General features: G+C 60.9%; 10 protein-coding genes. All 10 read left to right on the top strand.

The window, feature by feature from the left end; genetic code table 11:
* Positions 1 to 4 precede the first annotated feature (4 nt).
* The 10 genes from Q1A59_RS03085 to murB all read left to right on the top strand — a co-directional run bounded on the left by Q1A59_RS03085 (position 5) and on the right by murB (position 12,553).
* A complete protein-coding gene (locus Q1A59_RS03085) occupies positions 5 to 1,813 on the top strand; it encodes a penicillin-binding protein 2 (protein WP_298402802.1) in 1,809 nt (602 codons plus the stop codon).
* Between the two features lie 135 nt (positions 1,814 to 1,948).
* Complete coding sequence (gene murF / locus Q1A59_RS03080; protein ID WP_298402804.1) at positions 1,949 to 3,412, top strand: UDP-N-acetylmuramoyl-tripeptide--D-alanyl-D-alanine ligase; 1,464 nt, start codon at positions 1,949 to 1,951, stop codon at positions 3,410 to 3,412.
* Between the two features lie 30 nt (positions 3,413 to 3,442).
* A complete protein-coding gene (gene mraY, locus Q1A59_RS03075) occupies positions 3,443 to 4,546 on the top strand; it encodes a phospho-N-acetylmuramoyl-pentapeptide-transferase (protein ID WP_298402806.1) in 1,104 nt (367 codons plus the stop codon).
* Positions 4,546 to 5,961: a UDP-N-acetylmuramoyl-L-alanine--D-glutamate ligase gene (murD, locus tag Q1A59_RS03070; protein ID WP_298402808.1), complete on the top strand. Its 1,416-nt coding sequence runs from the start codon at positions 4,546 to 4,548 to the stop codon at positions 5,959 to 5,961. The genes mraY and murD overlap by 1 nt, the downstream gene beginning before the upstream one ends.
* A complete protein-coding gene (locus tag Q1A59_RS03065; RefSeq protein WP_298402810.1) occupies positions 5,945 to 6,757 on the top strand; it encodes a rhomboid family intramembrane serine protease in 813 nt (270 codons plus the stop codon). The genes murD and Q1A59_RS03065 overlap by 17 nt, the downstream gene beginning before the upstream one ends.
* Positions 6,758 to 7,243: 486 nt before the next feature.
* Positions 7,244 to 8,518, top strand: coding sequence for a putative lipid II flippase FtsW (gene ftsW / locus Q1A59_RS03060; RefSeq protein ID WP_298402812.1), 1,275 nt, complete (start codon positions 7,244 to 7,246; stop codon positions 8,516 to 8,518).
* Positions 8,481 to 9,581, top strand: coding sequence for a glycosyltransferase (locus Q1A59_RS03055; protein WP_298402814.1), 1,101 nt, complete (start codon positions 8,481 to 8,483; stop codon positions 9,579 to 9,581). Before ftsW ends, Q1A59_RS03055 begins: the two co-directional genes overlap by 38 nt.
* Positions 9,578 to 10,222 carry a hypothetical protein gene (locus Q1A59_RS03050; protein ID WP_298402816.1) on the top strand — a complete coding sequence of 215 codons (645 nt, stop codon included), beginning with the start codon at positions 9,578 to 9,580 and terminating at the stop codon, positions 10,220 to 10,222. Before Q1A59_RS03055 ends, Q1A59_RS03050 begins: the two co-directional genes overlap by 4 nt.
* A complete protein-coding gene (murC, locus tag Q1A59_RS03045) occupies positions 10,219 to 11,652 on the top strand; it encodes a UDP-N-acetylmuramate--L-alanine ligase (RefSeq protein WP_298402818.1) in 1,434 nt (477 codons plus the stop codon). The genes Q1A59_RS03050 and murC overlap by 4 nt, the downstream gene beginning before the upstream one ends.
* On the top strand, positions 11,645 to 12,553 hold the full coding sequence (murB, locus tag Q1A59_RS03040; RefSeq protein WP_298402820.1) for a UDP-N-acetylmuramate dehydrogenase: 909 nt from the start codon (positions 11,645 to 11,647) through the stop codon (positions 12,551 to 12,553). The genes murC and murB overlap by 8 nt, the downstream gene beginning before the upstream one ends.
* The last annotated feature ends 30 nt before the right edge of the window (positions 12,554 to 12,583 follow it).

Genomic DNA, 12,583 nt, shown 5'->3' with positions numbered 1-12,583 from the left:
AACGATGGCTGCCACCACTCGCCGTACACATTCGACCGCTTCCGCAACGGCTGTCACGCCGCCGGTCGGGCGTCTAGCCCGCTGGCGGCTGCAGGTGTTATTGATTGGTTGCGTGGTGATCATGCTGATCGTAACCGTGCGGTTAGTTGATTTACAAGTGGTGCGCAGCCAAGAGTTGGTCAGCAAAGCGCGGCTAGAGATTGAAACGCCGGTGCTACTGGCCCCGCGCCGGGGCCAAATTACCGATGCGAATGGCACGGTACTGGCGATGGATGTCGAACGGCAAAGCCTCTTTGCGATTCCGCCGCAGGTGCCGGCAGACCGTAAAGCTGAGATTGCCTTGCTGGTCGCCGGTCTGACCGGCGCTCCCGCCGAGCCGATTCTGTCGGCGCTTCGCTCTGACCGGCAGTGGGTGCGCTTGGCACGCTGGCTCGAACCAGAGGTGGCGGCGAAAGTGGCCGAACTCAAACTACCCGGCCTCCGGCTGGTCTACGAGCCGATGCGCTTCTATCCGCAAGGGATTACGGCGGCGCAGGTGGTAGGGGCGTTGAATCTGAATGGCGAGGGTATTAGCGGGATCGAAGCGTATTACGATCAGATGCTGCGCGGCACGGAAGGACGGGTGGAGGGAGAATTCGATCCGGCCCGCAACCCGATTGCCACCAGCCTCTCACGCACGCTGCCGCCGCAAGATGGCGCCAACCTCCAATTGACGATTGATCCGTTCATCCAGCAGGTAGCCGAGCGCGAGTTGAAGCAGGCAATTGATGAGCAAAATGCCGACGGCGGCACGATCATCGTGCTCGATCCGCGTACCGGCGCGATCCTCGCGATGGCGAGCTGGCCGTTCTTCGACCCCAACCGCTGGCAAGAGTATCCGCCGGAGGTGTACGGGCGCAATCCGGCGATTGGCGTGGTCTATGAACCGGGTAGCACCTTCAAGATGTTTACCGCCAGTGCTGCACTCAGTTCGGGTGCGGTGACGACGAGTACCACCGTGGATGATCCGGGGTGGGTAGTGCGCTATGGTCGCACGCTGCGTAATTTCGACGGTGCACCGCGCGGGCCATTGACGCTGGCCGGCATGCTTTACTATTCGAGTAATGTGGCAGCGTTGCAGTTTAACGAACTGACTGGCCCGGAAGCGTTTTACCGCACGCTGACCCGCTTCGGCTTCGGTCAACCGACCGGGGTTGATTTGGCTGGCGAAGAGAGCGGGATTGTCAATTTCTACGGCGGCGCTGGCTACAATCCGCTGACCTTTTTGATCAACGCCTACGGCCAAGCGATTTCGGTGACACCGTTACAATTGGTGCAGGCGGCGGCGGCTATCGCCAACGATGGGGTGATGATGCAGCCTTACGTCGTGCAGCGGATCTGCCGCAACGATGAGTGTGTACCGATGCAACCGCAGGTGGCGGGCAAGCCAATTGAGCCGGAGGTGGCTCGCGCTGTGCGCGAGATGCTAGTCGAGGCGGCGAACCACTACGCTCCGGTGGTTTGGGGGCCGCGCACCGGTAATTGGCGTGATCAGTGGTTGATCCCCGGCTATCGGGTCGGGGCCAAGACAGGTACCGCGTCGATCCCGTTGCCCGGTGGCGGCTATGACCCAATCTATACCATCGGTTCAGTGTTGGGGATTGCGCCGGTTGATGAGCCACGTTTTGTGGTCTTGGTCAAGATCGATCGGCCTAAGAAAGATACGCTTGGCGTGTTAACGGCGATTCCGGTTTACTACAACATTGTTGATCAGTTGCTGCGGTACGCACACGTACCGCCGGATCGGTCGCTCGTCAGTCCGGGACAACCGTAGGTGTTGGTATGGTATTCGCTCTCTCAGTTGATTATCATCTGCCGCGGTCGGCGCTCAACCAAGCTGGTTGGAACGGAGATGCTATAATGGCCTCCGCGAGGCGTTTGGCGTGCAAGGCGACGTTGGGAGGGCGATTTGATCAGGCTCGACAATTTATTGTATGGGGTGCAACCGCGCGCGACGCGACAGGAGGTGGCAGTGCCGCCGCTGTGGGCCGGACGGCTGATCGGTCCGGTGGTGACCGATTCGCGCGAGGTGACGCCGGGATCGCTCTTTGTAGCGTTGGCCGGCGAACGCACCGATGGGCATCGTTTTTTACCCGATGTGGTGGCGCGCGGCGCGGCGGCAGCGTTGGTGTCGCCGGTGACGCTCGCGGCGTTGGCTCCCGATCTGGCAGCGGCAGCCCGGCCATGGCGGTTGATCGAGCCAACCCAAAGCGCGTTGTTGGCGAACGTTCCGCCTGATGCATGCCTCCTCATCGCCGTAGACGACCCGCTGCAAGCGTTGCAGCGCGTGGCCGTCTACCATCGGCAGATGTTCACGCCAACGGTGATTGGTATCACTGGCAGCGTGGGCAAGACCTCGACCAAAGAGGTCGTCGCGGCTGTAGTAAGCCAGCGATTGCGAACCTTAAAAAGCCAACGTAGCTTTAATAGTGATGTGACATTGCCGGCTACCTTGCTCGGGCTAACTGCCGACCATCAAGTGGCAGTGCTCGAGATGGGGATGTGGGCGGCGGGTGAGATCCGCTTCTTGGCGGCGCTCGCTCGTCCCCACATTGGAATTGTGACCAATGTCGGTCCGTCGCACCTCGAACGGCTCGGCAGTATCGAGGCAATTGTCAATGCGAAAGCGGAATTGCCTGAGTCGTTGCCGGCTGATGGCTGGTGCATCCTCAACGCCGATGATCCGCGGGTGGCAGCAATGGCGGCGCGCACGTCGGCGCGGGTGCTAACGTATGGCTATGCGCCGCACGCCGATGTGCGCGTGACCGAAGTGATTAGCTATGGTCTCTACGGGATAGCGCTAACGGTCGTCTATCAAGGCGAGCAGTATCGCTTACGTACCCCCTTGATCGGGAAGCACCACGCCTATACGGCGCTGGCGGCAATCGCGACTGGTGTGGTGTTAGGTTTGGATTGGGCAGCGATTGAAGCCGGTTTGCGCGAACCCGGTGAGCAGTTGCGCCTGCGGGTGGTGCAGAGCCAGACCGGGGTGACGATTATTGACGACACCTACAATGCTGCACCGTTATCAACGATCGCCGCGCTGAACGTGTTGGCCGAGACGCCGGGCCGCCGGATCGCCGTGTTAGGTGAGATGCTCGAATTAGGGGCGGCAACCGAAGAAGGGCACCGGCAAGTGGGTGCTGCCGCTGCTCAGACGGCTGATTGGTTGGTGGCGGTTGGCCGGCAAGCACAGACAATGGTTGAAGCGGCATTAGCGGCTGGCATGCCGCTCGATCGGGTGGCAATCTGCCCTGATAACGAATCGGCAATCGAACTGCTCAATCAGATGATCCGCTCTGGTGATTGTCTACTCATTAAAGGATCGCGCGGTGTGCAGATGGAAACAATCGTTGCCGCGCTCCAAGCCTGAGCGTTACCCCATGATAACAGGAGAAGTTGCGTGAGCGTCCTGCGTGCAGTGTTGGTTCAAGATATGGCGCGCGCCCTGTTGCTCGCCGCTGCTGCATTTGCGCTAACCCTGATCGTTGGCGCATGGTGGGTGCGATTCGCCCGCAAACATAAACTGGGCAAGCGCATCCGGCCCGATGGCCCGCAGAGCCATCTGGTCAAGGTGGGCACGCCGACGATGGGTGGGATCATGATCGTCAGCACCGTAGTTGTGTTGACCGCGCTCTTCAATCTGGTTGATCGCTGGTCAATGCTGTTGCCGCTCGGCGTGATGGTGAGTTTCGCCGTCTTAGGTGGGATCGATGATTGGTTGTCGCTGACCGGCTCGCGTTCCAAGACGCATGGCTTCACGGCCCGGTTTAAGTTTTGGATCATGATGGCGGTGGCCTTCGTCGCTAGTCTTGCGCTCTACCTACCGCAGCCATACGGGTTAGAGCACGAAGGTTTGGTGCAGATTCCCTTTGTCGGCGAGGTCAATATCGGCCTATGGTTTATCCCGCTTGCGGTGCTGATCATCGTGTTCATCTCGAATGCCGTGAACATTACCGATGGCCTCGACAGTCTGGCTGGCTGGAATTTGACCCTCGCCTTTGGCGCGTATGGCGTAATCACCTTTCTCGCCGAGCCGCGCCTCACCAACCTGATGGCGTTCTGTTTTACCGTTGTCGGTGCGTGCGCCGCTTTCCTGTGGTACAACGCCTATCCGGCGCAGGTGTTTATGGGTGATCTGGGGGCGTTGGCGTTGGGAGCAACCCTCGCCGTGGTGGCCTTGCAGTCGCAGCAATGGCTGCTCTTGCCGGTAATCGGAATTGTGTTCGTGATTGAGGCGCTTTCAACGATGATCCAGACCGGTTATTTTAAATGGACGAAATGGCGTTACGGTGAGGGCCGGCGGGTGTTTAAGATGGCCCCGCTCCACCACCATTTTGAATTGCTCGGCTGGAGCCAGCCACAGGTGACGCAACGCTTCGTGTTGATCGGGACGGTGGCGGCAATGGTGGGGATTTCGCTGGCGCTGATCTTTGGGCCGCCACGGGTCGAGACGCGGGTGAATCAGGCGCCTGCTATTATGCAAGAGCGTGATGGGGGCCGGTGATGGTTGCGGTGGCCGGAAAACGAGTGTTGGTCATGGGCTTGGGCGTGCATGGCGGCGGGTTAGGTGTGGCCCGCTGGCTATTGCGCCACGGGGCCGACGTGACAGTGACCGACCTTGCTTCGCCAGAGGCGCTGGCCGAACCGATTGCCCGCCTTAACGCTTTTGCCGCCGAACTCGGCAAGCAAGTGCGCTATACGTTAGGTGAACATCGCGCCGAAGATATTCGTGCCGCCGAGATGCTGGTGGTTAATCCGGCGGTGCGTCCCGACTCGCCGTGGCTGGCGCTGGCCCGCTCGTGCGGCGTGCCGATCGAAACCGAGATGACCCTCTTTTTCCGTGCTTGCCCCGGCCCGATCCTCGGTGTAACCGGCACTAAAGGCAAAACGACCACCACCTTGTTGTTGGCAGCAATGATCCGGCAACGCTATCCCGATACGGTAGTGGCAGGCAATCTGCGCGTCTCGGCGCTCGAGGCGCTCGATCAGATCGGTTCGCAGACGCCGGTGGTGCTGGAATTGAGCAGTTTTCAGCTCGAACGATTGGGTGAAGCGCGGCTGAGTCCGGCATACGCCCTTCTGACCAATCTGGGGAACGATCATCTTAATTGGCACGGTTCACTCGCAGCCTATGCCAATGCCAAACGGCAGATTATGGCCCATCAAGGGCCGGACGGCGTCGCGGTCTTGCCGCCGGAACAGGCGCAGGAGTGGGGCGGCGGGAGGCAAGGGGTGATCAGCTACAGCCTGACCGATCCGACCGCTGATGCGACGGTAACGGCTGATGGCGCATTTCGCTATCGCGATGTGATCCTGTTTCACCGGTCAGATCTACGGTTGCCGGGGGAACACAACGCGGCCAATGCGTTAGCGGCGGCGACGCTGGCCTACCGGTTTAGGATTGACCCTACCGCCATTGCAGCGGCGCTGCATACTGTGAGCAGCGTTGAACACCGGCTCGAACTGGTAGCGACGATCGATGGTGTACGCTATATTAATGACACCACTGCAACGAATCCGGCAGCCACCGCAGTGGCGCTGGCGACGGTGCCGGGGCCAATCGTATTGTTGGCTGGCGGGGCCGACAAGAATCTGGATTTAGCGGCATTAGCAGACTCCATTGCGAAAGGCGCCGCAGCGGTCGTGCTCTTGGCCGGCAGCGCTACGCCGACCCTGCGAGCATTGTTACAAGCGCAAGCGCCGTCGTTGCCGGTGATCGGCCCCTTCGATGATTTGCGAGTCGCTGTGGCGCAGGCTCGCATGCTCGCTCAACCCGGCGGCGTTGTATTGCTCTCACCCGGCTGCGCGAGTTTCGGCATGTTTCGGAATGAATTTCATCGCGGCGAAGCGTTTCGCCTCATTGTGCGCGAGTTGGCTGCCGTTCGCGCCGGGGAGCAAGCTCATGGCACGCCCGCCTAATGAACCCGACGAGATCGAAGAGTTTTTGCGCCGGGCCGAACGGGAATTTGGCCGCCGGTCTGATGTGCCCGATGAGCCACCGCGGCCCGCACCCCTGCTGCCGCCGCGCCCGGTTGTGACGTATAGCCTGCTCTGGGCGATTGGGATGGTGTATGTGTTAGCCAGTGCCCTCAGCGGCTCCGTCTTCCAACCAGCGTTTCCGGTGTTGGTGGCGCTAGGGGCGAAGGTGAATGAGCGGATCGCTAACGGCGAAGTGTGGCGGTTGCTGACAGCCGTCTTTCTACATGCCAATCTGATCCATATCCTCTTCAACGGTTACGCGCTCTCGGTGTTGGGGCCGGAAACTGAACGCTTCTATGGGCACGGGCGGTTTCTGACGCTCTACATGCTTAGCGGGCTAGGCGGCAGCATCGCGTCGTATGCGCTCTCACCGGCGCCGGCAGTTGGCGCGAGTGGTGCAATCTTCGGCTTGATCGGCGGTTTAGGCATCTTTTACTACCTCAACCGGCAAGCGTTGGGTGAATTCGGCCGCAATCAGGTGCGCGGCATCGCAGCGATTGCCTTTATCAACCTGCTGATCGGGTTTGCCGCGCAAGGGGTCATCGATAATTGGGGGCATTTGGGAGGGTTGGTCAGTGGCGTGCTGATCGGGATGGCGCTGTCGCCCCGGCTTACGATTGACCTGCGCTTCTTTCCGCCGTTGCTGATCCGGCGCTTTCCGGCGCAGGGCTGGCTGTGGGCAATGGCGATTACTCTGGTGATGATGGCGCTAGTGCGTTTAGTCACCCCGGCGTAACGGCGGGTTTGCCACCGGTTGTCGATGAACATGCCGATAGGGAGTGTGGCAAGCAAACTACCGGGCGTTTCCGATAGGTGTGCTCGCGCTAGCGCAAGCATTGCTGCGATCGCGCCACCCGTGTTTCGGGCGAGTGAGAGGGGCGCGGGCCGTTGGCCCGCCAAGTGCGAGTTCAAGGGTGGAGAGAACCCATAAGCGAAGATGAGGGTAATGGCTGTGCGATGCGCCGGTTCACCCTCACCCCCAGCCCCTCTTTCACTAATGCGGAAAAGGGGAGTGCAGAGCCGGTCTTTGAGGCAGCGCACAGCGATCAACGGTTGTACTCGACCAAATGATCTATCCGCTCCTCAAGGGGCGAGACAGGGACGCGGGTCAGCGGCCCGCGCTCGCAGCAGAAGATCGCTCGCTCAGCGCCGATCGCCTTGCAGCCGGTGACGGAAGTATCACATTCAGTCTACAGTTGCGAGCACGATGAAAGAGGACAGTATGACCAACTCTGAACCATCACCTGCTACAATCCCGCTGTTCGATCGCGCCACGCACCCACCTGATCGGGTATTGCTGGCGACCGTAATTGGTCTAACAGCGTTCGGGCTGGTGATGGTCTATAGCGCCAGCTTTGTCGAGGCGGCGGTGTTCAAAAGCAATCCGTTCTACTATGCCTTGCGGCAGATTACCGGTGCGCTCATTGGTTTTGGGATAATGTTCGTCGTGCAACGGATCGATCACCGGATCTGGCAACGCTATTCGATCCATCTGATGGTTGGGGCGCTGGTCTTGTTGGCAGTCGTGTTGATCTTGCCGGCCAGTATGACCGAGGTCAACGGCGCGCGGTCGTGGATCCGCTTCGGCGAAGGGTGGCTTGGCATTTTCAGTCTTCAGCCGTCAGAATTTGCCAAACTGGCGATGATTATCTACTTTGCCCATTGGCTCTCACGGCGCAGCCACCGGCTCGGCAATGTAACGTATGGGTTAGCGCCGTTTGCGGTGATGCTAGGGTTTATCTGCGGTCTAATTATGCTACAACCCGATTTAGGCACCACCATCGTGGTAGTTTTGATCGGGGGCGCAATCTTCTTTGCTGCGGGTGCGAATCTCTTGCACGTCGGCGGCGCGGCGCTATTGGGGGCAACGGCATTTTGGGCGCTGATCGTGACCTTTCGGAGCGGGCGGTGGGAAGCGTTTCTTGATCCATGGTCACGGGCCAGCGCCGAGGGGTATCAGATCATCCATGCACTGTACGCGCTAGGCAGTGGCGGGATCTTCGGTCAAGGCGTAGGGATGAGTCGGCAAAAGTATCTCTGGTTGCCGCAGCCGCATACCGATACCATCTATGCGATTATCGGCGAAGAATGGGGGTTAGTTGGCACACTTGCCGTCTTGATCGCGTTTGTCATTATCGCCGCTCGTGGCTACCGGATTGCAGCGCGCGCGCCATCACCGTTCGCGGCACTGATGGCGGTCGGGATTACATCGTGGTTGGTGTTTCAGGCATTTATTAACATTGCGGTCACGGTCGCGCTCATTCCGTTTACCGGCTTGACGCTGCCGTTTCTGTCGTATGGCAGCTCATCGCTGATCAGTTGTTTAATGGCAGTGGGCATCTTGTTGAACATTTCACGCCATGTTGATCGGTCAGAACCAGTTAGTACAACATCCAAACGTTACCTCCAAACCGAACCCCCTCCGTCTGATCCTGTCGGGTGGCGGAACTGGCGGCCACGTGTATCCCGCCTTAGCCGTCGCCAACGCGCTCGCTGAAGGGGTGCAGGTAGTGTATGTTGGTAGTGTGGGCGGGATGGAAGAGCGGATTGTCGCCCGCGAGAGCGCGTTGCCGTTTCGCGCCTTGCCGGCAGCGGCCATCCGCGGGCGCGGGCCGGTGCAGATAATGCGGTCACTGCTGATCCTGCTACGCGGTGTGGTGGCGGCCGTGCAGTTGCTCGGTCGCGAACGACCAGACGCAATCCTCGGCACCGGCGGGTATGTCTGTGTGCCATTGTTCGTTGCCGCCAAACTCCGGCGTATTCCCACGATGATCTACCTGCCCGACGTGGTGCCCGGTTTGGCGGTGCGGTTGCTGAGCCGGATCGCCGATCTGACAGCGGTGAGCGTGAGCGATGCCTTGCCGCGGCTGGGGTTGCACGAAGGCCACCGCCGGGCGATTGTCACTGGTTATCCGGTGCGGCCCGAACTGTTTACGATCGATCGGGCGGCAGCGCGGGCCGCGTTTGGGATTGCGCCCGACCAAATGGTCTTGCTCGTTTATGGCGGTAGCCGGGGGGCGCGGAGCGTGAATCGGGCGATTGCTACACTCTTGCCAACGTTGCTGCCGCTTTGTACCATTATTCACGTCTGTGGACGCGAAGGCGATCAGGTATGGTTGGAAGAAGCGGCGGCGCGCCTTGAACCAGCGTTGCGCGCGCGCTATCTGCTCTTCCCCTATCTCGAAAGCGGCAGCGCACAGAGTATGACGGCGGCGCTGGCAGCGGCAGATGTGACCGTCTGCCGCAGTGGCGCTTCGACATTAGCCGAATTGCCGGCGGTGGGGTTGCCGGCGGTGTTGGTACCCTATCCGTATGTGCATCAAGATGAAAATGCTGATTATCTGGTGCAACGCGGTGCGGCACTGAAGGTCGCCGATCAGGCGATGCTGGGTAATGGTGATCCAGCCGAAGGGCCGCTCGCGCAGGCGGTGCGGCAATTACTGACGGATGGGGGGATGCGGAAGCAGATGGCAGCTCGTAGCCGCGCGCTGGCCCGTCCTGATGCGGCCCACGCTTTGGCTATGGCGCTGATTGGCCTCGCGCAGAGGAGTTCGGCATGATTGAGCAATGGATGGTGCTCCCCCTTGGGCAGACAGCTATTACTGTTAATCTCAACGGCGTGACGATTTTGCTCATTCTGATGGCGTTGGGTGGTTATGCCGGTTATCAGCAGGGTTTGCGCAATCTGTTGACCCTTGCGATTTGGACAATTATTGCGTATGTGTTGTGCGTGCGCGGCGGTACATTTGTGGTTGAGGTGATTAACCGGTTGTGGGTCAATGCGCCGCGCTTCGTGGCGTTTCTGATCGGGAATGATCCCACCCTAGCCCCGCCGCTCGACCCGCTGATCACGCCGGGATTTCAGGTGCCACTCTTCTTTCGCACCATGGCCTTTATTGCATTGATCTTGCTGGGAATGTTTTTTGATAGCAAGGCCGCTTGGAAGGGGCCGCCCAAGGAAAAGCTAGCTCGCCCGCTGGGCCTGTTTGTAGGTGCATTGATTGCGCTTCTCTGGTCGAACGCGGCAGTCGTGTTCTGGCGTGAGTTTATCGAGGGCGGCGGCACATTTGAAGGGCCGATTGCGACCTTCTTGAATGTGTTGCCTGATGTTAGCATCTTGTTACCTTCGCTGATTGCCATCTTCTTTATGATTTTGGGTTTGCTAATCTTGTTCAACTTCCCAAAGGTCTGGAAGCCGTGAGTCACTATCACATCATCGGAATTGCTGGGGCTGGCATGAGCGCCATTGCCCACCTGTTGCTTGACCAAGGCCATACGGTTAGCGGGTCTGATCTGGCTGCTAATCGGGCGACGGCGGCGTTGGCGTTGCGGGGGGCGCAGATTTGGCAGGGTCACGACGCAGCGTATGTACGTGGAGCCGATATTGTGCTAGCCACTGCCGCCATTCGTGGCTCGCATCCTGAACTCGAAGCAGCCGCTGCGCTCGGTATTCCCCGCCTGAGCCGGGCCGATCTCTGGCGCACATGGTCGGCCCAGCGTCCGGTCATCGCAGTTGCTGGCACCCACGGTAAGACGACCACCAGTGCGATGACGGCGCTGGCCCTGCGGGCCGGTGGCATTCCGTGCGGCTTTCTCATCGGCGCCGAGGCGCCCGATCTTGGCGGAAGCGCGCAGTGGGGCGACCCGGCAGCGCCGCTGGTGATCGAGGCCGATGAGTATGATCGGGTATTTCTGGCCCTGACGCCGGCGCTGGCGATTGTCACCAACGTCGAGTGGGATCATCCCGATATCTACCCATCTGCCGATGCATATGCCGCAGCGTTTGCAACCTTTGCCCGGCAGGTGCGCGATCCGCGCCGTTTGTTGCTCTGCGCCGATGATCCCGGCGCGGCGGCGTTGGATAGCGATGGCCAAGCTCGCCTCTATGGGATCGACGAACAGATTGCGTGCGATCCGGTTTCGTGCCGGCTGGCCCCACTCGATTGGACGGCGAGTCGGGTGGAGGCCGCCGCGACTGGCCAGCAGTTCGAACTCTGGTATTACGACCGGCGGACATTTGCCCGCCGGTTGGCGGCGGGGGTGACGTTGGCGGTGCCCGGCTTGCATAACGTGCGCAACGCGACAGCGGCGTTGGCGGCGGCGGCGTTATGGGGGGCCGATCTCAACGCAGCAGCGGTGGCGCTGGCAACGTATCGCGGCAGTAGTCGGCGGTTTGAATGGCGCGGCGAGGCGGCGGGGGTGACGGTGATTGATGATTATGCGCATCACCCGACCGAAGTGCAGGCCACTATCGCAGCGGCGCAGCAGCGTTACCCCGGCCAGCGGGTGATCGTCTACCTGCAACCGCATACTTTCAGCCGCACGCGCAGTTTGTGGGAAGCGTGGCCCGATGCTTGCCGAGAAGCGGCGGTGGTGCTAGTGGGCGATGTTTATCCGGCCCGTGAGCAGGGTGATCCGGCGGCACTGGCGGCTGAGCTGGCGGCGCATCTGGTGGCTCACGGCATCACTGCCCATTACGCTGGCGCTCCAACCGCAGCGGTGACGCTGATCGCCACCGTGGCCCGGCCCGGCGATGTGGTCTTGACCCTCGGTGCGGGCGATAGCGATCGGGTAGCGGCGTTGACGTTGGAACGGTTGCGCGCTGCGCAGACGGAGGCCATCTATGAATGAGACGCTGCCAATCACGCTTCACACCGATGAGCCGATGGCGCGCCATACCTCATGGCGGGTAGGAGGGCCGGCGCGCTATTATGCTGAACCGGCCACCCCTGATGAGGCGATCGCATTGGCGGCGTGGGCGACCGCCCAAGGCTTGCCGTTGATCTGGGTGGGTCGCGGCACCAATTTACTGGTGCGTGATGAGGGCTTTGCCGGTGTGATCGCGTCGTATCGCGGCCAGCGCTGGGCATTGCGCGAAGCAGGTGATGAGGCAGAGTTGTGGATCGAGGCAGGTGCGCCGATGGCAGGCACGGCGCGCCGGTTGGCGGCAATGGGCTGGGCAGGTTTGGAATGGGCCGAAGGGTTGCCCGGCGCGATCGGCGGCGCGATTGTCGGCAATGCCGGTTGCTATGGTGGCGATACCGCCAGTGTGCTGATTGCTGCCGAGCTATTGCTCAACGGACGCGAACGGGTGGAGTGGCCGGTGAGCGCGTTGGCGTATGCGTACCGCGAGAGCGCGCTCAAGCATCTGGTGGCGGAAGGCATTCCCCCGCTGGTGTTGGCCGGACGCTTTCGCCTGCGGCGGGCCGATCCGGCGGTCTTGGCGGCGCGGATGGCAGCGATTGCCGCCGAGCGGAAACGCAAAACGCCGGCGGGCAGTTCGTGCGGCAGCGTATTTAAAAATCCACCCGGCGAGAGCGCTGGGCGCTTGCTCGAAGCTGCCGGTCTCAAAGGCGTACAGATCGGCGACGCCGAGATCAGCCCGATCCACGCCAACTACATCGTTAATCGCGGCCAAGCCCGTGCTGCCGACATTCTGGCTCTGATCGAACTGGCTCGCGCTACTGTTGCCGAACGGTTTGGGATAACGTTGCAACTTGAGGTTCGGGTGATTGAGGGCGTGGGGAGATAGGGGGCGCGGGCGAGCTGAGCTGCCTGCGCT

It is taken from the genome of uncultured Chloroflexus sp. (genome assembly GCF_937951745.1).
Taxonomy (GTDB): Bacteria; Chloroflexota; Chloroflexia; order Chloroflexales; family Chloroflexaceae; genus Chloroflexus.
Note: the sequence above shows the minus strand (reverse complement) of the source record. Positions and strands in the feature narration are given on the sequence as shown.